The organism is Trinickia mobilis, from assembly GCF_017315705.1.
Classification (GTDB): Bacteria; Pseudomonadota; Gammaproteobacteria; order Burkholderiales; family Burkholderiaceae; genus Trinickia_A; species Trinickia_A mobilis.
This window is the reverse complement of the sequence record NZ_JAFLRF010000001.1, coordinates 516,303-539,102: the sequence shown is the minus strand read 5'-3', so window position 1 is coordinate 539,102 and position 22,800 is coordinate 516,303. Positions and strand designations below refer to the sequence as shown.

Below are 22,800 nucleotides of genomic sequence, written 5' to 3'. Positions count from 1 at the left end.
TATGGCCGACTCCCTCGACTACACGCTCCCGAAGGTTTGGACCTGGGCCAAACCCAATGGCGGCACCTTTGCGAGCACCAACCGACCCATCGCCGGGCCGACGCATGACAAGGAACTGCCTGTTGGCCGGCACCCATTCCAGCTCTACTCGCAGGGCACGCCCAACGGCGTCAAGGTCGCGATCATGCTGGAAGAACTGCTGGCCCTGGGCCATGCCGGCGCCGAGTATGACGCCTGGCTGATCAAGATCGGCGACGGCGACCAGTTCGGCAGCGGTTTCGTGGCGGTCAACCCCAACTCGAAGATCCCGGCGCTACTGGACCGCAGCGGCCCGAAGCCGATCCGCGTGTTCGAGTCGGGTTCGATCCTGACGTATCTGGCGGAAAAGTTCGGTGCTTTCCTGCCGAAGGACGTCGCAGCGCGCACCGAGACGCTGAGCTGGCTGTTCTGGCAGGTGGGCAGTGCCCCCTATCTGGGCGGCGGCTTCGGCCACTTCTATGCCTACGCGCCGACCAGGATCGAATACCCGATCGATCGCTTCGCCATGGAGGTCAAGCGCCAACTCGACGTGCTCGATCGGCGCCTCGCCGAGAGCGAATACCTCGCCGGCAGCGACTACACGATCGCCGACATCGCGACTTTCCCCTGGTACGGCGGGCTCGTGAAGGGTTGGCTGTACGGGGCGGCGGAGTTCTTGAGCGTGCAGGACTACAAGAACGTGCAGCGCTGGGCCGACGCTATCCTGGCGCGGCCGGCGGTCAGGCGCGGCCGCATGGTGAACCGTACGAGCGGAGCGCCGTCGGTGCAGCTGCACGAGCGTCACGACGCCAGCGATTTCGACACCAGGGCGCAGGACAAGCTCGCGGGGAGCGCAATCATAAAGAGGGCAAACGCGTCTTGAGCACCGGCGGATCGATCGGCATCCGCCCCACGCACGCGCGCGCGTTCCTCTCCTGGTGGCGCGAAAGCTCGGCTTGCCGCCTTTGCCGGGCGGCGAGTCGAGCGGCTGGTGGCAGCACTGGGCCAGTGGCACCGGCGTAGAACACTTCGCGGTTCGATCCAAATTAATAGTACTGCGAATCGTAAATCGACGAGCGGGTCTCGTCACAGGCTCCCGGATAGGCTTCGGGCCAACCGGTCGAGCCTTTCCTATGCGAAAAGATACTGTCATGTCATCCAATGCCACAGCCGAATCCATACCAGCGCCAGTATCGCTCGACGCCCGCACACTGTTTGCGACATTCGCTGGACTGAGCGCGAGTCTCATCGCGATCGGCCTTGCGCGCTTCGCCTATACGCCGCTGATTCCGTCGCTCATTCAGATGCACTGGTTCACGTCGTCGCAGGCGGTTACGCTCGGCGCGGCGAATTTCGCCGGCTATCTGATCGGCGCGCTGGCGGGGCGCCCGCTCGCGTCCGTCCTGTCGAACCGCACCGCGCTGCGCGCGTTGATGGCCATCGCGAGCGCTGCCTTCTTTGCTTGTGCCCATCCGGTGTCGATCGGCTGGTTCTTTTCCTGGAGGGTTCTGTCCGGCATCTCGGGCGGCGCGATCATGGTGCTCGTCGCGACGACAATCCTGCCGCACGTGCCTGCGTCACGTCGTGGCTTCGTGAGCGGGATGATTTTCCTCGGTGTCGGGCTAGGGATCGCGGCGTCCGGCACGCTGATTCCTCACTTGCTGCACGCGGGTCTGCGCAATGCATGGAACGGACTCGGCGCGGTGTCGCTCGCGCTGACCGCGCTCAGCTGGTTCGGCTGGCCCACGTCGCACCCTCCTGCAGCGCCGTCAACCGTCGAGCGTGAACCACAGGGCGCTGGGCTCGCTGTGCGCGTGCTGTACGTGCAATACGCGGCTAACGCGCTCGGGCTGGTACCCGCGATGATCATGCTCGTCGATTACGTTGCTCGCGGCCTCGGACGCGGCGCGAGTGTCGGCGCCGGCTACTGGCTGTTGTATGGCGTCGCAGCGATCGCCGGTCCCGTGCTGGCCGGCAAGGCGGGCGACCAACTCGGCTTTGGCAGAGCGTACCGTTACGCGCTGCTGCTTCAGGCACTCGCAGTCGCGACGCTCGCGATCTTCGCGAACCCGTTCGCTATTGGCGTTGCGACCGTGATTCTCGGTCTCTTCACGCCCGGTATCGTGCCGCTCGTACTCGGCCGCATCCGTGAACTGCTGCCGGAAGATCACAACAGGCAGCGCGCGTCATGGAGCCGTGCGACCACCGCATTCGCTTTGTTCCAGGCGCTCGGCGGTTACGGCTACTCGTACTTGTTCTCGCGCTTTCACAACGACTACGCGCTCGTGTTCGCGTGTGGTGCGCTTGTGCTCGGCGCCGCGTTCGTCGTCGACAGGTTTGCATCGCATACGCGCCGCGCGGATGCTTCTCACTGAGGCATCGAGTTTGTCGCGTCGACGTCGCCCTGCCGGTACAACGGCCGTGCAGGTGTCGCTGCGCCGGCACGCGAACTCGCCGAAGGGCGCACATCCAACCTCAACCCCTTCAAAGGAATCTCATGACCCAACGCACATTTCTGATCACAGGTGCAAGCAAGGGTATCGGTCGCGCACTGTCCAACCGGCTCGCGGCCGACGGGCACCACGTCGTCGGCCTCGCACGCGGCGCCGACGATCCGACGTTCCCTGGCACGCTCGTCGCGACCGACCTCAGCGACCGGGATGCGACCGATCACACACTCGCCGCGCTCGTTGAGCGATATGCGTTCGATGGCGTCGTCAACAATGTCGGCTTCGTCCGTCTCGCTCGGGTCGGAGAGATCGGGCTCGACGATCTCGAGGCGTCGTTCCGCCACAATCTCACGCCCGCCGTGCAGACCGTGCAGGCGCTGTTGCCCCGGATGCGCGAGCGCGGCTGGGGGCGCATCGTCAATCTGTCGAGCCTCGTCGTCCTCGGCGTCACGAATCGCACCGCGTATGCTGCCGCGAAGGCGGCAATGATGAGCTTCACTCGCACGTGGGCGCTCGAGCTCGCGCAGACCGGCATCACGGTCAACGCGGTCGCCCCGGGACCGACTGAGACTGAAATGCTCCGGCAGAACGCGCCGGTCGGTAGCGAAGCCGAGCGGCGCTTCCTGTCTCTCGTACCGATGAACCGCCTCGGTAAGACAGAGGAACTCGCGGGCGCTGTCGCCTTCATGTTGTCCGAGGACGCAGGGTTTATCACTGGCCAGACGCTTTTCGTCGACGGCGGCGCGTCGGTCGGCAGGGCGGCATTCTAAGCCGGCCGCCTCGTGGCGCATGCAACGGCCACGGTCAATCGGCTGGTGCCGCTTCTGGCAAGTCCGGCGCGTCAGGCTGCGATTTCGGGCGGTGTGCCGGTCGAGCGCAATCGGCCCCGCGACTGCGGTTGCTGCCATGTATGTTTAGGGAAGCCAATTGAGTTCCTCCATGGGCCCCGTATGCAATTCGGCAAAACGTGCGTACGCGATGAAGCTGGACCCGAACGTTCGGTGCTGCTGCACGGTGGACGTCCGGTCAGTGGCTGTGAGCGGGCAGCCCAACGCCGATAGGCAGATGGCCGCAACGGGATTCAAATACGCCCGTCTCCAACGGGCGATCTTCGCGCCTGCAGGGCCAGTGCCAGGCCAAAAATTCAGAGGTCCGTGTTGGGACCGACACTTGGGCCCACTTCGGCATGACTCACTCACGCGACATCATGACGTGCGGGCGGCCCCTCGCTGCAACCGCAAAATCTGCACAAAATTCAGCACGGTCGGCGACTTTTCGCGCTGCCGGTGGATTAGCGCGATACCCGTCGAAAGCGGTTCCCCCTTCAGTTCGTGATAAGACACGCCTTCGACCTGGACCTGACGGATCGATGCAGGAACCACGGCGACACCGAACCCAGCGGCTACGAGGTTCGGCGCCGATGAGATCTGTGGCGATTCCATGCCGATCGACGGAGTAAAACCGGCCTGGCGGCAGGCACCGATGATCGAGTCATGCAGATCCGGGCCGATCGGCCGTGGAAAAAGGATGAACGGATCGTCGGCGAGGTCTGCCAGATCGATACGCCGTCGCCGGCTCAGGCGATGGTTCGCCGGCAGCACCGCCAACATGGTTTCGTCGACCAGCGGCTCGACGACCAGATCCCGGCAATTCAGCGGCATGCGCACCAGCGCGGCATCGAGCTGGCGCTCCGCGACCTTGTCCAGCAGCGCCGAACTGTTGCTCTCCTCGCAACTGATCGACACACGCTCATACGCTTGCCGGTACTGCTGCATCGTCGTCGCGACCATCGGATGAAACACCGTCGAACCTGCAAAACCCAGCGAAAGCCGGCCCGTCTCTCCGCGTCCCGCGTTCTGTGCTTCGACGAATGCCTGTTGCGCGTCCTCGATGATGCGCCGCGCGCTCTCGCGAAAGAGCCGTCCCGCTTCGGTCAATTCGACGCGGCGCGGATGCCGGACGAACAGGGGAGTGCCGATTTCCCGCTCGAGCTTGAGGATCTGCTGGCTTAAAGGCGGCTGGGCGATGCCCAGGTGCGTCGCGGCATCCGTGAAATGCAGATGCTCGGCCACGGCAAGGAAGTAGCGTAACTGACGAAATTCCATATCTTTTTCGTCTCCAAAAAGTGACTTCGAGATATTGGACTAATGACTGGCCTGATTTTAACCTTGTGTCAACCCGATGCGCTCAAAGGTCAAACCTGACCGGGGCGGTTGAAGTGATGCGCGTCGAACCCAATGTTTCTTCAGGAGAATTCGATGTCAGTAACGCACGCACCGTCGGCAGCTGGGCTGGACAGCAAGGCTTCCACTTTGATTGCGGAACTGCGCGACATCGTCGGCAATAGGCACACCCTGACGGACGATGGCGCGACCCGCCGCTATCGCACCGGCTACCGGTTTGGCGCCGGCAAGGCGCTCGCGGTGGTCCGCCCCGGCACGATCGTCGAACAATGGAAAGTGCTGCAGGCTTGTATTGCAGCGAATGTGATTGTGATCACGCAGGCATCGAACACGGGCCTCACCGGCGGCTCGACGCCGGACGGTGACGACTACGATCGCGACATCGTGATTGTCAACACGAGCCGCATGAAGAAGGTCTACGTGATCGACGGTGGCAAGCAGGTCGTTTGCTTGCCAGGTGCGACACTCGATCAGCTGGAAAAGACGTTGAAGCCGCTTGGCCGCGAGCCGCATTCGGTGATCGGCTCGAGTTGCATCGGCGCGTCGGTGTTCGGCGGGGTCTGCAACAACTCGGGCGGTGCGCTGGTGCAGCGCGGCCCGGCGTATACGGAAATGGCGGTTTTCGGGCAGGTGGATGCGGCGGGAAAACTCAACCTCGTCAACCATCTGGGAATCGAACTCGGCGACTCGCCCGAGGACATCCTTGGCCGACTGGAGCGCCGCGAATTCAGCGATGCGGATATTCGCTACAACGCGGGCGCCGGATCCGATCACGGCTACGCGACTCATGTTCGTGAGATCGATGCCGATACGCCGGCGCGTTTCAACGCCGATCCACAGCGCCTCCACGAAGCGTCAGGCTCGGCTGGCAAGGTGATGGTGTTCGCGGTACGGCTCGACACATTTCCGATCGAGCAGAATGCAAAGGTGTTCTATATCGGTACGAACCGCCCCGACGAGCTGTCTGAAATCCGCCGTCACGCGCTGCACGACTTCAAACATCTGCCGATCTCCGGCGAATATCTGCATCGCGACGCTTTCGACATCGCTGAGGAGTACGGCAAGGACACCTTCCTTGCAATCAACTATCTTGGCACCTCCCGGTTGCCTGTGCTGTTCGGGCTAAAAAGCCGTTTCGATACGCTGTTCGATCGTTTCGGCTTTCTCCCTTCGCATCTCGCCGACCGCGTCATGCAAGCCGCGAGCCGGCTATTCCCGAGCCATCTACCGGTGCGAATGAAGCAGTATCGCGACAAGTACGCGCACCATCTGATGCTGAAGGTTTCGGCTGAAAGCGTGGAAGAAACGCGTGCCTTCCTTTCGGGCTATTTCGAGCATGCCAGCGGCGGTTATTTTGAATGCACGGACGAAGAAGGCAGGAAAGCATTCCTGCATCGTTTCGCGGCCGCCGGCGCAGCCGTCCGCTATCGCGCCGTTCATACCCGGGAAGTGGAGAATATCGTCGCGCTGGACCTCGCACTGCGACGCAATGACCGCGACTGGATCGAGACGCTGCCGCCCGACATTGAAGAAGCCATCTCTATCAAGTTGTACTACGGCCACTTCCTTTGCCACGTGTTCCACCAGGATTACATCGTCAAGAAGGGTAACGACTGCCTTGAAGTCGAACACAAGATGTGGAGGCTACTGGACCGCCGCGGCGCCGAATATCCGGCGGAACACAACGTCGGCCATCTGTACCATGCGAAGCCCCGGCTCGCCGCGTTCTATCAACGTCTCGATCCCTGCAACTGCTTCAATCCGGGGATCGGACAGACGTCGAAGTTCGCGAAGTATCGGGAAGCCGTGGTCTAGTGGGACTCTATTGCCCCTAGCAGGCTGTTGAAACGGGCTTTGCGAGCCGTGCGTTATGGATATCGTGTTCATATGAACGCTCGGCCGCTTCCGCGTAGATCACGCTAAACAGTCCGTTGAGCCGCTTCAGCGCTTCGTTGACGAGCAGCCGCACCGGCCGCAGCGGATGATCGGCCGGCACGAACTTCGTCCCCTCGTCGAAAAGTTGCTCCTGAATCGGTGTGGCGATCTGCCCCGGGCTCAGCACGTTCACCCGGATATTCCTGCCCTTCGGTTCGTTGAGCCACCCGCGTGCGAATGAGTGCAACGCCGCCTTGCTCGCCGCATACACGCTGAAACCAGGAAAACCTTTCACCGAAGCAATTGACCCGGTCATGAAGATCGATCCGCCATCGTTGAACAGCGGCAACGCCTTCTGAACCGCAAACAGCGTGCCGCGCGCATTCAGGCCGAAGGCCGCATCGAAGTGCTGCCCGGTAATCTCGCCCAGTGGGACGGCTTCGCCCGTTGCCTCGCTCGGGTGAGCCCGACGTCTGCGCCGTCGCTTTTATCTTCTGCCGCCAGTAATACAGGCTGCGCAGCGCAAGACCGTGGGTTCAACGCGGCAGCCGAAGGCCACGGCAACTCTTCCGCCTATTTGCTCACGCGTCGCGCGCCCCAGCGTCCCGCCTTTATTTGTGCGTAAATTAGACTTTCTATATGGCTCGCTAAGGCCCTAACTCCGGGTAAATGCTCTCGATCGCGTGAGACGGCGAGCATCCATTGTACCGACAAGCTCCGTATCGGCGTAGCGACCAACGTCTTTTCTTCGACATCGTGGACGACCGCAGATCGAGGTACGATGACCGCGCCGACACCTCTACGTGCAAATTCCAAAAGCATGGAGATCGTATTGACCTCAACCACGATGTTGGGCGTTAGACCGCGCTGCTGAAAAGCGACATCAACACGCCACCTGATATAGTTCGGCAATCTATAAAGTATCAACGGCAGGCTTGCGATGTCATCAATCGTAACCCATGCTTTTTGAGAAATCGCATCTCCAGTTTTCGCCAACACCATCTCCTCTTCAGCGAGGATTTTGGTGGATGCATTGCGTAGCTTGGAGCGTGCTGCAAGCATGAGGGCGACGTCGAGCTCGCCATTGACGAGTTTTTCTTCAAGAAAGTTACTAATCCCTTCATATGCGTTCAGCATTACTCTCGGAAATTGCTTGCGATAACTTTCGACTAGCGGGCCATTCACGACCTTGAGTAATGACGGCGGCAATCCCACTGAGACAGTGCCGCTCGGCTCTCTGTCCAGCAGATTTATCTCGTCGTTTAATTCTTCAAGCTGGCGCACGAGGCTCTGAGCCCTTTGGCCAAGGGAGACACCCGCGGGCGTAAGTGTTACGCCCCGTTGATGACGCACGAAGAGTTGCGCATGAAGTTCGTGCTCGAGTGAAGCAATTCGACGGCTCAAAGTTGGCTGCGTGAGATTCAGGACTTGGGCTGCACGGCCGAAGCTGCCCAGTTCCACAATTCTCAGAAAGCACCGCAGAGATTCCGAATCCATATCTATTCTCCCCCTGACATCTTGAAGGTTGATCGCTTTTCCATCAGGCCAAAGTCCCTGTTGCTGGCTGCCGACCATCATACATAAAATGCATCACTATGATACGCAGATTGTCGGTACCGTATGACTCAAGGCAGTGCCATACTCCGTGTACCCCAATCAATCAGCCAGGCCTTAGGAGGGTCGGAGACATGAACACGAATGTGACGGCGAAATATATCGAAGCGGAAGGCACCTCGATGATGACGTTTCCTGTGAGTTTTGAGCTTGAGGGCTACGCTTCCGGCAAACGCAGAAATGACGTCAAAGTTGGGATGGTCGAGCCAGAGCGTCTTCAACTGTGGGATCTGGCCAGTGACGAAGGCCGCTTTCACGGAGGTGACGAGACCGCACCAAAACCTCTCGCCCTCTTCACCGCTGGCGTCGTGACGTGCTTCATGACACAGTTGCGGACCTTCGCGCGCCAATGCGGTGTGAGTGTCACCGGTTTGAAGACAAATGCGAAGTTTGAGTGGGTCGCGAAGCGCAGCGGAAAGAACGATCCCTACGAGGCCCATCCCAATCGCTTCACTCTGGATATTGAATTTGAGACGGATTCGCCGTTAGAGGCGCAGAAGCGCCTCGTGAGAACGGCGGCTCGAGGCTGCTTTGCCGAGCAGATTCTTTCCGTTGATCTCATCCACCGTCTCCGCCACGAGGGTGAATGGGTTACCTGCGAAGTAGACTGAGCAAAGGACCGTGAGCCCGCGCGGGCGTCGCGGGCTAGCATCTCACCTAAACCGAATAGAAGGAGTTACGCCATGGCCCGACGCATTGTCGACATTTCTCTTGCTTTGGATAACGAAACGCCTCTGGACCAGCCGGGCTTCGGTCCGCGCATCGAATATCAGACGCCCGCAGGCAATACTGCCGAGATATTCAAATTCTTTCCAGGCTTGACGGTAGAACAGTTGCCCGGCGGCGAGGGCTGGGGAAACGAGACTGTGACGCTACGCACGCATAGCGGGACCCACCTGGACGCGCCGTACCACCACCACTCCACAATGAACGGCGGCGAGCGAGCGATCACGATCGACGAGGTACCGCTGGAATGGTGCTTCCAGCGAGGCGTAAAACTCGACTTCCGACACCTTCCGGACGGCCATGTTGTCACCGCCGCCGAAGTAGAGGCGGAACTCGCGCGGATCGGGCATACGCTTCGCCCGCTCGACATCGTGCTGGTAAATACGCGTGCCAGCACTCTTTATGGCCATCCCGACTATATCCACGCTGGCATTGGTATGGGGCGTGAGGCGACGCTTTACCTCCTGGAGCGCGGCGTGCGCTTGACTGGGATCGACGCCTGGGGATGGGACGCACCCTTTTCACACATGGCGCGTCGCTTCGCGGAGACAGGCGACGCATCGATCGTCTGGGAGGGGCACCGTGCCAGCATGGAGATCGGCTATTGCCATCTCGAAAAGCTGTTGCATCTTGAAGAACTGCCCGCCACGGGCTTTCAGGTTTGCTGCTTTCCCGTGAAGATCAAGGGTGCCTCCGCCGGCTGGACCCGTGCCGTGGCGATCCTCGACTGAGGCTTGCCACGCCCCCGGCGCTCCCTGCCGACGCGCTGGTGAACTTTGAACTGAAGGAAGAAGCACATATGTCGAATTCAAGAATCGCAGCCGGCGCCACACCGGCGTCCGGCCTGAATCGGGCTGAACCGTTGAGCGGATTAACCATTCTTGTGACAGGAGCGGGTCGGGGTATTGGACGAGCCTGTGCACTCGCCTGCGCCTCAGCGGGGGCAGAAGTCATCGCCGTTTCCCGGACCGAGGCCGATCTCGTTGCCCTGGCGGAAGATGAGTCGCGAGGCCGTATCCGGACCATGGTCGCCGATGTCGCGGCAGAGGACTTCCCGGCGCGCATCCGTGCTTTGCCGCGCATTGATGGCCTGGTGAACAATGCGGGCACGAACCGGCTACAGCCATTGCCCGAGGTCGATACGGCAACGCTGGACCATCTGCTGAACCTCAATGTTCGGGCGGCCTTTCTCGTCTCGCAGGCGGCTGCCATCCGCATGCTCGAACTTGGACGAGGCGGGAGCATCGTGCATGTATCTTCACAGATGGGCCACGTCGGCGGTCCAAAGCGCGCTGTCTACTGCATGACGAAGCATGCGATCGAGGGGCTCACGAAAGCCATGGCGATCGATCTTGCCTCCGCGGGCATACGCGTCAATGCGGTGGCACCCACGATCGTCGAGACGCCGATGACGGCGCCATTCTTCGAGGACGATGCCTATCGCGCCTTCGCTCTGGCGACCATTCCAATGGGGCGCGTCGCACAGCCTGAGGACGTAGCGGAGGCGGTGGTCTACCTTTCCTCTCCCGCTGCAGGAATGGTGACCGGAACAAGTCTTCGCGTCGATGGTGGTGCGACAGCGCAGTAAGACTTCGGCCTTGGCGCGCCCTGCACGGTAGCTGCCTGGCCACGGAGCATTGCGAAACAATCCGATGGGAGTGGCCGATCATATTTTCGGACTCCAAAACATGACCAAGGAGGCCGCGTTATGGCCGCGAAGAGAAAAGTTATCATCAGTTGCGCCGTGACGGGCGCGATCCATACGCCGAGCATGTCTCCACACCTGCCGATCACGGCCGAGCAGATCGCGGACGCCGCGATCGGCGCCGTAGATGCGGGGGCGGCCATCGTACACCTGCACGCGCGCAACCCCGTGGACGGCCGCCCCGACCAGTCGCCGGAAGGATTCACGCCCTTCCTGAAGGTGATCAAGCAGCGCAGCGACTGCGTGGTGAACATTACCACGGGCGCGGCTCCGACCATGACTGTGGAAGAGCGGGTGCGTCCTGCTGCCGTTCACGGACCCGAGCTCGCGAGCCTCAACATGGGCAGCATGAACTTCGGCCTGTTCGGCATGTTGGACCGCTTCAAGGAACTACGCCACCCTTGGGAACGCGACTACCTTTCCAACCGGGACATCATTTTTCACAACAGCTTTGCCGATATCGAGCACATCCTGACGACCTGTTCGGCGAATGACACGCGCTTTGAGTTCGAGTGCTACGACACCGCGCATCTATACAACCTCAAACACTTCCTCGATCGCGGCCTGGTCCGCGCGCCGCTCTTCATCCAGACGGTGTTCGGCTTGCAGGGCGGAATCGGCGGCCATTCGGACGATGTCATGCACATGCGGCGCACTGCTGACCGCTTGTTTGGCGACAGCTATCAATGGTCGGTGCTGGGTGCCGGCCGCTACCAGTTGCCGATTGCTGCCATGGCTGCGGCGATGGGTGGACACGTGCGGGTAGGGCTGGAAGACAGCCTGTGGGCCGGCCCCGGCCGGCTCGCCACCTCGAGCGCCGAGCAGGTACGCAGCATCCGCCAGATCATCGAAGGGCTGGGGCTCGAGGTCGCGACGCCAGACGAAGCACGCGCGCTGCTCCAGCTCAAGGGTGGCGACAAGGTCGCGTTCTGATGACGGGGATCACGGCAGCGGCGGGGTAGAAAAAGGGAGCGGTTACCTGAATAGTTTTAACAAAAAAAACGACGAGGAAATAACGTCGTTCGATGACGTCGGAGACATGGAATGCAAAGCAATCGCGATCAATTCAATACGGCGGGTGCTAGTCCGGCCCAGAGGTGGCACACGCTCGTCGCATCTTTTTTAAGCTATGGCTTTGACGCGATTGATTTTATGCTGCTTGCCCTCACCATTCCCTTTATCATGAAGGAGTATGGCATTTCCCCTGAGGTTGCTGGCCTCCTTGGAACAGCGGGGATGATCGGCGTAGGATTCAGCGGTGTTCTGGTCGGCGTTTTCTCGGACAGATGCGGGCGGAAAATGGCCCTCGTAATGAGCATCGCAATCTTTGGTGTATTTACTTTCGCAATCTATTTTTCCCGGAATTGGACCGACGTATTGATTCTTCGATTCCTGGCGGGCTTGGGTCTCGGTGGTGTATGGGGAGTTATATCTGCTTTAGTCAGCGAATCCTGGCCTGCGGGAACGCGTGGCCGGGCGATTACATTCGTGCTGAGTGCCTGGCCAATTGGTGTCATGGCATTAGCGCTGACGCTAACAGGCTTCCTGAAATCGCATGGATGGCACTTTGTGTTCCTTTTGGGAGGCGGCTCGCTCCTTCTGATTCCGTATATCTGGCTGTATGTTCCGGAGTCAAATGAGTGGCGAACAAGAAGGCACGTCGCGAAGAAATCAGATAAGTATTCCAATCGATCTCTTCTTGCTGCGATATTTCGGGGGGAGCTCAAAGCTCAAACAATAGTTGGTACGTTGACCGCTGCCGCCGGTTTTACCGCCTATTGGGGAGCCAGCACATGGCTCCCCACATATCTCGTGAAGGAGCGGATGCTCAGCGGTTCGACGATGGCCTGGTACATTTCCGTTCTCAACATAGGCATGTTTATCGGATACCAGCTGTTCGGTTATGTCGCTGACCATTTAGGACACCGTAAAGCACTATTTATTTCGCTTGCCGGCTCTGCGGTCATGCTACCAATTTATGCATCCGTGCGGGATCCGGTGCTTCTCTTTTGGCTGGGCCCTATCATGGCTCTTTTCTTTGCGTTTCCCGGATTATTTGGCGCTTATTTTCCGCGCCTCTATCCTACGGACGTGCGGAGCCTTGGAAGTGGATTTTGTGTTAACGTCGGCCGCGGCATTTCGGCTTTCTCACCATTCTTGTTCGGTAGCGTTGGAAATACCTGGTCACTTTCGATGGCCATTGGTCTTTGCGGTCTTGGTTTTTTCGTAGCCGCCGTACTTACTGGTTTTCTTCCGGATATTCGTGAGCCAAAAGGTTCGATAAACATAGCCGATAATCGCTTGAATTCCGGTCAAGGTGCGTGAGAAGCAGAAGACTAAGAGCGGGCGGGAGATGGATTTTAAGGAAATCTAGTCCAGGAAAATTGTTCCGAGTCGTTTTGGAAATGCCGCGCTAAATGAAGTGCTATCCGTTTTGTATCCGTTCAAACGTTTAGTCCTATCCGTTAGGATCACGCTGCGGGAAGTCCTGTTAACTAGTGCGACGCCGAGCTTTTCTCTAGCGCGGCGACGGCCCTGCTGATGGCGGCCCGTCACTCTCCGGTTCTTCGCGTGCAGCCGGAAAAGCCAGAAACTTCAGTGTCTTGATCGAAAAAATACGTCAAAAAGGGCGATAACGAATAGTTATTCTCAAGTACAAAAATTGGAGACGACAGTGAAATTTTCCGGAAATTCTGGATTCCGAAACGGCACCACAAAATCCTTCCGTCACCGATGCGCTAGTTTCCATACCTTGCTCCGGAGGTGTCGGAGCGCGATACAGCCTGCACTCCTGCAGCAATATAGGGGGGCCTTTCTCGCCGACGCGACGCTCCCATCAAAGATTCATGGAGCGCTTGATGTTGGGCAGAACTAGTTCATGGTCTATGCGTCACACGCTTCGCCGGCGTGGTCGCACGCTCGCGCGTAAAGCGATCGGACTGGCAATTTTTTTTAGCGGTTCAGTAGTGGTCGTCGTGTATCTGCTACGACGCGTCTCGGATGGCTAAAGATCACAGAATAGGTTTGGCGCATCTGATTTCCAGACAGTCCCGCGACGCAATCCGTCGGGCGTCTGGATGGAGCTACGGAACGACGCCGTAGATATCGCAGATCTGCATGCTGTCGCTTCACTCTTAGATCGCAGGTAACCATGACGGTTGCGTTCTGACCTGCTTTGACGTTTGCGTTTTAATCTAATGAGATCCCCACCATGAGAGAACTTCTGGAAGAGGTGTTTGGCGTACTCGTGTCGTTCGGCCGTCTGCTCAACGCCTGGGGTTGTGAGAGCGCCCGTATCGCCGCCCAGACGCATGTCCTGTATTGCCCGGACGAAGACGACGATGGCCGCTAGGCGTGAGCCACCCCGGCGCCCTGGGGCTGCTGCCAACCGTGGTGGCGGTATGGTACGGACGAGACGCCGATCCGTGTTCGCATGCTTGGACTAGGTCGCCGGACATCTATTCGAAGCCCTTACGAGCCACCGGGGCAAGGAGGGCCTGAGTCTGCGGACTAAGCAGCCCAAAATATCCATTGTTCAACCCGAACCCGTCGCGGCGCACCTCCTGTTCCGGCAGTGTCGCAATAAGGCCTTGCGGTACTGCTGCGTGCCCGACGTGTGGTTACGCACATGATTTGCGGGGGGGCAGATGCACGGCGCCGGCATCGTCAGGACCGCTGCCGAACAATTCTATTCGCTGGTGATGTAGGCAGTCCTCCTCATCCAGGGAGCTGTCTCGTCCGATCATCCTTATCGAGGCACAAACCCGGCGACGGGTTCATCGCCAGTAAGAACTGTTGTCGCGAAGACGTGGAACCTAGGTTCGTCCTGGTGGAAGTTTGACGTAGTCGTTGTGTTGTGATGTTGGTATCTGTAGATCCATTTTAATAATTAGATATACAAAATATGGGTAGGAGACATCCAGGCGATGAAAATCGGCAAACTGAAACTAGCGTTAAGCGCCGTCGTGGCGGCGATGACGAGCACGGCCTACGCTCAGTCGAGTGTCACGCTTTACGGGATCACCGATGCGGGGATTGTCTTTTCGAGCAAGACTGCGAATGCGTCCGGCGGTAATGCGGGAAAGACACTTGCCGTGACTGACGGCGGTGACGGAGCGTCGCTGTTCGGCATGCAGGGTGTGGAGGAACTAGGCTCGGGATTGAAGGCGGAGTTCAAGCTCGAAAGTGGTATCAACATGGCCAACGGCGGGTTCAATAGTTCCAATGGCAACTTCTTCGGGCGGCAGGCGTGGGTCGGACTTGACGGAAATCTTGGTGCTATCAGGGCCGGCGTGCAACGCTCCCCTTTCTTCGTCGCTCTTTTCGAATCGGATCCTCGACAGTATTCTGGGTTCGCCAGCGCGCTCCTAATCTATGCGGACAACGTCGCCGTGACGGGTGCCTTCAATTCCAACGCCGTGTCGTATACGAGCCCGAAGCTTGCGGGCTTTCAGGGGCAAGCCATGCTCGCCCTGGGTGGGTCGGCTGGCGATTTTTCTGCAGGACGGCAGTGGTCAGCCAGTCTAAAGTACGAAAATGGCTTCCTCGTGATGAACGCAGCGATCTATGACGGCAATAGCGGCGGCACGGTTCAAACGCCCGTTCGGAGCACCCTTGCCTTTGAAGGTCGAACTATAGGAGCGGTATATACGTTTGGATCGCTGGTCTTTAGAGCGTCGTTTGTCAACTACAAAGTGGCGCGGTCTTTCAATTCCAATGTCTATGGAGGCGGACTCCAATATTCCCTCACTCCGTCTTTGGAACTGAGCGGGTGTGCGTGGTACACCACTGACCGAAACGACACCACGAATCATTCTGTGCTGGCCGCCGTCGGCGTCAACTATCACCTCTCGAAGCGCACCTCGCTTTATGGCCAGATCGGGATGGTGAACAATCACGGTGCGATGAATACCGGACTGTCCGTGACCGATAGCAGTCTCCTTAGAGGCGTGGCCGGTACTACCGTCGGCGGAAACATCGGGATTCGGCACGCCTTCTAAGAGGCAGTTTGAAGAAGGACGCCGATGCGGTGCTTCGCGATGATCGTGTGGCAGAAAAGGGCATTTGAGAATGTCGATGCACGATTGCCCCTGACATGGACTGGATCGCACCGGCTGAAGCTTGAGACACTTGTCGGGCGTGGTTGCGCAGCATCTTCCTGTCGAGCGGCTACTGCGTTTCGCACACCACGGTTGCAGCACGCGTTATATGCTTTCTAATCGGAGGCGCGACCGCAGTTAGGATCATGGCTTCTTCAAGCTTTGCCAGGATCGCGTTGGAAAGTGCCTGACGGTATCCCCGCAGAAATCGTATTCGGATGCCCAGTGTTCGTGATGTTCGAACGAAAGCGCACGTTGATTCTCCGATGCGGTCTGTCCAAAGCTGATAACTGCCGACTGGCGGAAATGGGGTTCGTTTCATACCCGAGATTGTCGCCGCACCTCCCTCAACCTGCCAACAACGTGACAATATCCACTGGGGAGCCGGGGATCCACTGATGCACTGACGCTCCCTGGGTGTCCGGAAAGGGCCGCGCAATTTGCGCGGCCCTTTTCTTATGTGCGGTCGCAACAACTTGGCGGAATCGATCATGAGCGTGACGGAATTTGACATTCACGTTTCCGTACGCTTCCAGCCTGACAGAACTGTTTGCGCCAAGCGGGGCGGATGCGTGATCGAGATCCCCTCATGGCTTGCAGAAAATCCGCATCGCCTCGTTCGCATACGTGACGGGACGAACTCCGACGCGTCGCCGCGCCGTGCTCGATAACAACATGCATAGGACTCCATAGATTGAGCCAATTCATCGAGAACATTCACTTGCGCAATAAGCAGGGCGAGCCATGCCGACAGCGGCGCGATCGTCTCCCTCGGCGTGCCGCCGACGCACCCCGACACGGGTTTCGGCTACATCAAGCTGGGCGGCGCGGCAGGCAGCGGTGCGCGCCGGATCGAGCGCTTCGTCGAAAAGCCCGCGGAGGAGCTGGCCGCCCAATACGTCGCGTCGGGCGAGTACTGGTGGAACAGCGGCATTTTCGTCGTGCGCGCGAGCGTCTGGCTCGACACGCTCGAGCGTTTTCAGCCCGAGATGCACGAGGCCTGCGTCGCCGCGTTTGCCAACGGTCTCGGCGACGGCCCCTTTTTCCGCCCGGCGCTCGCAGACTTCGAGCGTTCGCCGTCCGACTCGATCGACTACGCGGTGATGGAGCGTCTCTGCGCGGATGTTGCGTTGGCGTCCGGCATCGTCGTGCCGCTCGAAGCGGGCTGGTCGGACCTGGGTTCCTGGGACGCCGTGTGGGACGCGCTCGACAAGGACGCCGACGGCAACGTCGCGCGCGGCCGCGTCGTATTCGAAGGCGCCACCGCAAGCCTCGCGCATTCCGAAGGGCGGCTCGTGGCATGCGTCGGCGTGACCAACGTCGTCGTCGTGGAGACGGTCGATGCCGTGCTGGTCGCGGACCGCTCGCGCGTTCAGGACGTGAAGGGCGTGGTCGAGCGCATTAAGGCGGGACAGGGTACGGAAGCCGACACGCATCGCAAGGTGCGCCGTCCGTGGGGCTATTACGACTCGATCGATCAGGGCGAGCGCTTTCAGGTGAAGCGCATCGTCGTGCAGCCCGGTGCGCGTCTCTCGCTGCAATTGCATCACCACCGCGCGGAGCATTGGATCGTCGTGCGTGGCACCGCACGCGTGGTGCGCGGCGACGAGCAGTTCATGCTGAGCGAAAACGAGTCGACCTACATCCCGATCGGCGTGCAGCACCGGCTCGAGAATCCCGGCAAGCTGCCGCTCGAAATCATCGAAGTGCAATCGGGCTCGTATCTCGGCGAAGACGACATCGTGCGCTTCGACGACACTTACGGGCGCGCTTGACGTTTTCGCTGGCGACCCACGTTTCCAACCTTGCCAAAGGACCGCTGAAAATGTACGGACCCCGAGGATTGACGGCGCGCGTACTGGACGTCGTCTTGGTTGTCGGTGGCGCGGTGGCGGCCTCGCAGGTCCGCTTCGAGGAGCTGACCGCGAGCCACTTCGATGCAGCGTTCATTGCTTTTGCCGCGGCATTCGCGCTCGTGCTGTTCCCCGCGTTCGGGATCTACGAGTCGTGGCGCGGCCGCTCGATGCTGCGGCTGACCGGGCAGATCTCGCTGGCCTGGCTGGTGGTGCAGGGGTGCGGTCTGGCGTTGATGTTCGCGCTGCACCGGGCCGACCTGATCTCGCGGCTGTGGTTTGTGTACTGGACCGGCACCACGGGCGGCGTGTTGATCGTCTCGCGGTTCGTCGTGCATACGGTGCTGGCGCGCATCCGCTACGCGGGCATGAATTTGCGCCAGGTCGCGATCGTCGGCTGCGGCGCCCATGCGGACGTCGTGCTGCGCAAGCTCGAGGCGTCGCCCGCGAGCGGGTTCCGGGCCTCCGCGATCTTCAACGCGCGGCCTGCCGTCGGCGTGACGAAGACGGCGGTGCCCGTCTTCGACGACCTGACGTCATTCGCTGCGTACGTGCGGGCCGAGGGCATGCAGGAGCTCTGGCTGGCCTTGCCGCTATCGGAGGAAAGCACGATCTTGCGCATCGTCGGCGAGTTTTGCGACGAGCTCGTGAATATCCGCTACATGCCCGATGTCAGCAGCGTGGCGCTCTTCGACAGCAGCATGACCGACCTGATCGGCGTGCCCGCGATCAACCTCGCAGCCTCGCCGCTGACTCATCAGGCGAGGCTGAAGAAGGAGATCTTCGACCGCGTGTTCGCGGCGGTGGCGCTCATCATGCTGACGCCGCTGCTGATCGCCATTGCGATCGCGGTCAAGCTCACCTCGCGCGGCCCGGTGTTCTTCACGCAAAAGCGCAAGGGCGCGGATGGCCGCGTATTCAAGATCTACAAATTCCGCACGATGCGGCTGCATGCGGAAGAGAAGGGCGTCGTCAAGCAAGCCACGCGCAACGATTCGCGCATCACGCGCCTAGGCGCCTTCCTGCGCCGCACGAGTCTCGACGAGCTGCCGCAATTCTTCAACGTGCTGCGCGGCTACATGTCGGTGGTCGGGCCGCGCCCGCATGCGATCGAGCACGACGAGCTCTACCAGAAGATCGTGAGCGGCTATATCCACCGTTACCGGATCAAGCCGGGCATCACGGGATGGGCGCAGGTGAACGGCTATCGCGGCGAGACCGGCGGGCTCGAGAAGATGCAAGGGCGTGTCGAGTACGACCTGTATTACTTGAGGAATTGGTCGTTTGCGCTCGATATGCGCATCGTGATTTGAGGAAAGGCAGCACGATGACCTGCAGCGCGTAGTCGATCGAAGCAATGGTCATCGTGAATTCGGGATTCGCCGGATCGAAAGCCTGGGGACGCATCAATGCATCGATGTCGCTGAGAATCTGCTTGAGCGGCGCGTTCTCGTCCTGCAACTGCTTGAGTTCGCGGACCTGGTTCGATTCCAGGCTCGCGTACTGCTTCTTCCAGCGGTAATACGTCTGCTCGGATATGCCCACCTGACGCACCAGATCCGCCATCGGCATGCCTAGCTCAGCCTGCTTGAGCGCGGCTACGATTTGCTCCACCGAGTACTGTTTGCGTTCCATCGCCACCTCCCTCAAAGGGAAACGCGCGTCGAAACACCAACATTCATTTCTGTCCAGATTTCCTAGAGCAGATCACTGCTCGTCGCGAACGTCGAACCAAGCTCGTGGGCATCTCTTGTGGCGAGCCGCCCCGCTGGATGCGAGGATGACTATGAAACGGCGACGCCTTGTCATGTCAACGTCCGCAAGTATCGCTATGGCCGCTTTGGCCAGTTACCACGCTGAGGCATGCGGATCGCTCTTCTGCTAATTGTTGGAATGCATAGCAATCGCAACCTTCGTCGGACACACTCACCCCTATTCGAGGTGATGCGACTAGGCGGCGGACGGAGCGAACCGCATGGGTCGACAAAAATTACTGCTCGAACGCCTGGCGATGGGCTTTCACGAAGTCGCCAACGGTTTGGGGGGCTTGCCCAGTGGTCTCGCCGATGATGCCGTCCACACCGGAGAAAATTCCGTTTTGGTAATCGATAGCGACTGCGAGCAAGTGTTGGATCAAAAATTCCGGCCGTTGGTATGCTGCCGGAATGTATTTTTCCAGATTCTCGCGGTATTGTTCGATGGTCGACGGACTGTAGGCGATCTTGCGGCCCAAAACCTTGCCGACCTCATCGGCAATGTCTTGTTGGCTCAATTCGACGGGCCCGCACAGCGGATAGGTTTTCCCGATATGATCGGACGGTTGCATGAGAACGGCAGCGATCAGGCGAGCCTGATCCTCGGCTGCGATCGGTGCATGACGCCCGGCACCATACGGCAGTGTGATCTTGCCTTCCTGCACGATCGGATTGCGCACCCACGGAAGAATCAGCCATTCGGCAAAGTACGTCGGGCGAAGGTGGACGGTCGGTACACCCGACCAGTCGAGCACACGTTCCGCGATCCAATGATTTCGTGCGGCGTGGCTCTTTGAATCTTCCCGGGCGGAAATTTGCGACAATTCCACGACGACCTCGACGGCTGCACGCCGCGCAGCGTCCGCAAAATACGCGGTGGCCTCGATATAGCCCGGACGTATAGGATAGCAAAGGTACGCTCCCGTCACGCCGGCCATCGCGTTTATGACATCGTCATGTTCGAGGATATCGCCAACCACGACTTCGGCGCCTTGATGCCGGAGCGCCGCGCTTCGCTCGTCTTCCCGGTGTACGAAGGCTCGAACCGCATGTCCTTGCTTGAGAAGATGACGGACCGTGTGTCCGCCCGTTTTACCGGTGGCGCCGGTAATCAGGTATTTTCGTTGCTGCATCATGGATTCTCCAATCTAAGGTTAAGCGCACTCGTCGCAAGTGCAGGGGATGCACACCCCCCGTGTTCAATATCGCCGCGATTGCGAAATCAACTTGATACGCCCAGGGTGTATGTATATACACATATCATAAGATGACTTGATCGACTCGAAACCTCCTGTATCGCCTAGACCGCTTCGAGGTGTTGCTTGACGTCCTGCAGGACCGGCAACGACGCGTCGGTGTCGGCAATGATCCGGGACCTCGTGACGGAACCGATCATCGCCGCAAGTGCGAAGACAGCTTCAGATCGCGCGGCTTCTCGCTGCCGACGTCCGATGCGCTTTGCCAATACTTCGACGAGGTTTTCAAACCCGCGAGATGCTGCCGCACGCGTATGTTCGTCAGCACGTGCCGACTCGATGCCCATGCCAGCAAGCGGGCAACCGCGTGCTGGCGCTTCTCGGTGTGACATCGAGACATAAGCATTAGTGATGGCTCCGAGTCCGTTTTTGCTGGCGCGTTTCGGCAGTTTCGACCTTGGACTTGCTCATGGTTGCTGTACTCCAGGGCGACATATTGACTGGATGGTACATATCATCTAAATGGAGGTCAACTAGATGCTATGGGAGGGCTGTGTAGGGCGCGTCCCTGTCAGCGGCGACCACTCTGTCGAGAATGCAGTGCGAGGTGTGCATAAGTCGACTGACCCATTCGCGTGGGGCGACCTAACTCGCAGGGAAGACATGCTCCAGTTGTCGTGATTGACCCTGACGATGGCGAGATCGCCTCTTAACGAGTGGGAATCGACAGCCTAGACTATGGCAACGCGACGCTGGTGCGCGCGCTTACACCCCTGCAGCGCGATGGTTACGTGACATCGGACTCGGCCGAGCACCACGCGCGAAGATGCTGCGCAAGGAGCTGTTCAGCCTGACCGGGGCGGAGAAGGCGGCTCGGCAATGCGCCTGCGTGTCACCCGTTTGGCCTGCAAAATAGGTGCATATGCATATGTAATGGAACGAGGCTCATGACTACGCTTCCGGATGACGACTGCTTCGCGATACGCCAGGCTGCCCGCCACGTGTCGAAGATCTACGATCAGCATCGGGCGAACGTGGGCCTGACAATCATGCAGTTTGCCATCCTGAACCGGCTGCGCCGGCACGGGCGGCTGACGATGCAGCGGCTCGCTGCGTGGATGGCGACGGACCGCACGACCGTCGTGCGCGCAATCAACGACGACCTAGCCCAGATTCCTTTATTGCAAAAACAGAAACGGTTGCTTCCGGCTGAGCTGACGACCGGTCCTAAAAAAAATCGATTTAACTCAACATGACTAAAGGAATTGGAAATGGACATAGGTATTGCCGGCCGCACCGCGCTGGTATTTGGCGCCAGCCAAGAGCTGGGCTTCGCCTGCGTTCAGGATTTGGCGCGCGAAGGTGTACATCTGGTCATCGCCGCACGACGTCGACAGCTGTCGGAAGATGCTGAAGCACCAGCGGCTATAGCTACGAAACGGTCAAGTTTTTTATTGACCTTGTCTTAGCCAGCCGGTTTCGAAGGCATTCAGCTTCGAGGTTGGTCTATTGTTATTCGAATTAGGAAATCTAAAAGGTTTTTATTGGGTCGCGCATGTCTGCCAGAGGAACGAGAGCAGCATAACGACCAAACGATATGGAGACAGCGATGGGGAAGGTTTTTCCGACCGCAGCGGCCGCTCTTGATGGGCTGCTCAGAGATGGCCAGATGATTATGGCCGGGGGATTTGGCATCTGCGGTCTTCCGGATGAACTGATCGAGGCCGTGCGTGATTCTGGTGTCAGGGATCTAACTACAGTCTCTAACAATGCAGGAATCGACGGTGTCGGGCTCAGCATTTTGCTGTCGAGCCGACAGATCAAGAGGATGATCATCTCGTACGTTGGCGAGAGCAAGGTGTGCGCCGAACAGTACGCAAAAGGCGAGGTGACGATCGACTTCACACCCCAGGGCACGCTGGCTGAGCGCTGCCGCGCGGGCGGTGCTGGCATCCCTGCCTTCTACACGAGGACAGGGGTGAACACGCTAGTCTCGGAGGGAAAGGAAGAGCGCGAATTCGGAGGCGAGGCCTACATCATGGAAACCGGCCTGGTTGCTGATATCTCGCTGGTCCACGCCTGGAAGGGCGACATGGAAGGCAACCTCGTCTTCCGCAAATCCGCGCGCAATTTCAATCCCGTGATGGCGGCTGCCGGCAAGATCACGATTGCTCAGGTCGAGCATCTGGTCCAGCCGGGCGAGATCGATCCAGATCATATACATACCCCGGGTATCTATGTGCAGCGCATCGTCCATGTGCCCGAACACGTTAAGCGGATCGAAAAACGGACCACCCGTCCTCGTATCGCCTGATCAACTAAGGAGA

Annotated in this window: 19 protein-coding genes and 3 pseudogenes; 16 read left to right on the top strand and 6 right to left on the bottom strand. The window is 59.5% G+C overall.

What is annotated here, in order from left to right:
- The first annotated feature begins 1 nt into the window (after position 1).
- From yghU to J3489_RS02510, 3 genes are all read left to right on the top strand, one after another.
- On the top strand, positions 2-901 hold the full coding sequence (gene yghU / locus J3489_RS02520; RefSeq protein ID WP_206995814.1) for a glutathione-dependent disulfide-bond oxidoreductase: 900 nt from the start codon (positions 2-4) through the stop codon (positions 899-901).
- Positions 902-1,169: 268 nt separating this feature from the next.
- On the top strand, positions 1,170-2,393 hold the full coding sequence (locus J3489_RS02515) for a YbfB/YjiJ family MFS transporter (RefSeq protein WP_206995812.1): 1,224 nt from the start codon (positions 1,170-1,172) through the stop codon (positions 2,391-2,393).
- Positions 2,394-2,515: 122 nt separating this feature from the next.
- Positions 2,516-3,238: an SDR family oxidoreductase gene (locus tag J3489_RS02510; protein ID WP_206995808.1), complete on the top strand. Its 723-nt coding sequence runs from the start codon at positions 2,516-2,518 to the stop codon at positions 3,236-3,238.
- A gap of 435 nt (positions 3,239-3,673) precedes the next feature.
- Here the strand turns inward: J3489_RS02510 and J3489_RS02505 are convergent, their stop codons facing one another.
- The gene (locus tag J3489_RS02505; protein ID WP_206995807.1) at positions 3,674-4,573 is read right to left on the bottom strand and encodes a LysR family transcriptional regulator; all 900 of its coding nucleotides are present in this window, start codon (positions 4,571-4,573) and stop codon (positions 3,674-3,676) included.
- A 153-nt stretch (positions 4,574-4,726) separates the two neighbouring features.
- On the opposite strand from J3489_RS02505, the gene dld reads away from it, so the two are divergent.
- Positions 4,727-6,466, top strand: a complete 1,740-nt coding sequence (gene dld / locus J3489_RS02500; RefSeq protein ID WP_206995805.1) for a D-lactate dehydrogenase — start codon at positions 4,727-4,729, stop codon at positions 6,464-6,466.
- Positions 6,467-6,539: 73 nt separating this feature from the next.
- Here dld and J3489_RS37340 read toward each other — a convergent pair.
- Both J3489_RS37340 and J3489_RS02490 read right to left on the bottom strand, forming a co-directional pair.
- Positions 6,540-6,956, bottom strand: a pseudogene (locus tag J3489_RS37340) (SDR family NAD(P)-dependent oxidoreductase); the annotation flags it as partial.
- A 143-nt stretch (positions 6,957-7,099) separates the two neighbouring features.
- Positions 7,100-8,104: a LysR family transcriptional regulator gene (locus J3489_RS02490; RefSeq protein WP_206995803.1), complete on the bottom strand. Its 1,005-nt coding sequence runs from the start codon at positions 8,102-8,104 to the stop codon at positions 7,100-7,102.
- Between the two features lie 110 nt (positions 8,105-8,214).
- Between J3489_RS02490 and J3489_RS02485 the strand changes: the two genes are divergently transcribed.
- The 9 genes and pseudogenes from J3489_RS02485 to J3489_RS02445 all read left to right on the top strand — a co-directional run bounded on the left by J3489_RS02485 (position 8,215) and on the right by J3489_RS02445 (position 18,836).
- On the top strand, positions 8,215-8,751 hold the full coding sequence (locus J3489_RS02485) for an OsmC family protein (protein WP_206995801.1): 537 nt from the start codon (positions 8,215-8,217) through the stop codon (positions 8,749-8,751).
- A gap of 72 nt (positions 8,752-8,823) precedes the next feature.
- Complete coding sequence (locus tag J3489_RS02480; RefSeq protein WP_206995799.1) at positions 8,824-9,597, top strand: cyclase family protein; 774 nt, start codon at positions 8,824-8,826, stop codon at positions 9,595-9,597.
- A 38-nt stretch (positions 9,598-9,635) separates the two neighbouring features.
- Positions 9,636-10,454: an SDR family NAD(P)-dependent oxidoreductase gene (locus J3489_RS02475; RefSeq protein WP_309491315.1), complete on the top strand. Its 819-nt coding sequence runs from the start codon at positions 9,636-9,638 to the stop codon at positions 10,452-10,454.
- Positions 10,455-10,574: 120 nt separating this feature from the next.
- Positions 10,575-11,504, top strand: a complete 930-nt coding sequence (gene kce / locus J3489_RS02470) for a 3,5-dioxohexanoate:acetyl-CoA acetone transferase (RefSeq protein WP_206995797.1) — start codon at positions 10,575-10,577, stop codon at positions 11,502-11,504.
- A gap of 111 nt (positions 11,505-11,615) precedes the next feature.
- A complete protein-coding gene (locus tag J3489_RS02465) occupies positions 11,616-12,896 on the top strand; it encodes an MFS transporter (RefSeq protein WP_206995795.1) in 1,281 nt (426 codons plus the stop codon).
- 886 nt (positions 12,897-13,782) lie between these two features.
- Entirely contained in the window at positions 13,783-13,923 is a 141-nt protein-coding gene (locus J3489_RS02460; protein ID WP_206995793.1) for a hypothetical protein, read from the top strand.
- Between the two features lie 574 nt (positions 13,924-14,497).
- The gene (locus tag J3489_RS02455; RefSeq protein WP_206995791.1) at positions 14,498-15,571 is read left to right on the top strand and encodes a porin; all 1,074 of its coding nucleotides are present in this window, start codon (positions 14,498-14,500) and stop codon (positions 15,569-15,571) included.
- Between the two features lie 815 nt (positions 15,572-16,386).
- Positions 16,387-17,445 (top strand): annotated as a pseudogene (locus tag J3489_RS02450) (mannose-1-phosphate guanylyltransferase/mannose-6-phosphate isomerase); the annotation flags it as partial.
- A gap of 50 nt (positions 17,446-17,495) precedes the next feature.
- Positions 17,496-18,836, top strand: coding sequence for an undecaprenyl-phosphate glucose phosphotransferase (locus J3489_RS02445; protein WP_206995789.1), 1,341 nt, complete (start codon positions 17,496-17,498; stop codon positions 18,834-18,836).
- 103 nt (positions 18,837-18,939) lie between these two features.
- Here J3489_RS02445 and J3489_RS02440 read toward each other — a convergent pair.
- From J3489_RS02440 to J3489_RS02430, 3 genes and pseudogenes are all read right to left on the bottom strand, one after another.
- A pseudogene (locus J3489_RS02440) lies at positions 18,940-19,158 on the bottom strand (transposase); the annotation flags it as partial.
- Between the two features lie 355 nt (positions 19,159-19,513).
- Entirely contained in the window at positions 19,514-20,410 is an 897-nt protein-coding gene (locus J3489_RS02435) for an NmrA family NAD(P)-binding protein (protein ID WP_206996071.1), read from the bottom strand.
- Between the two features lie 167 nt (positions 20,411-20,577).
- Complete coding sequence (locus tag J3489_RS02430; RefSeq protein WP_374193421.1) at positions 20,578-20,886, bottom strand: LmrA/YxaF family transcription factor; 309 nt, start codon at positions 20,884-20,886, stop codon at positions 20,578-20,580.
- A gap of 588 nt (positions 20,887-21,474) precedes the next feature.
- Between J3489_RS02430 and J3489_RS38715 the strand changes: the two genes are divergently transcribed.
- From J3489_RS38715 to J3489_RS02415, 3 genes are all read left to right on the top strand, one after another.
- Positions 21,475-21,729: a winged helix DNA-binding protein gene (locus tag J3489_RS38715; RefSeq protein ID WP_206995783.1), complete on the top strand. Its 255-nt coding sequence runs from the start codon at positions 21,475-21,477 to the stop codon at positions 21,727-21,729.
- Positions 21,730-21,744: 15 nt separating this feature from the next.
- A complete protein-coding gene (locus J3489_RS38710) occupies positions 21,745-21,942 on the top strand; it encodes a hypothetical protein (RefSeq protein ID WP_206995782.1) in 198 nt (65 codons plus the stop codon).
- A 140-nt stretch (positions 21,943-22,082) separates the two neighbouring features.
- On the top strand, positions 22,083-22,787 hold the full coding sequence (locus J3489_RS02415; RefSeq protein ID WP_206995780.1) for a CoA transferase subunit A: 705 nt from the start codon (positions 22,083-22,085) through the stop codon (positions 22,785-22,787).
- Positions 22,788-22,800: the final 13 nt, after the last annotated feature.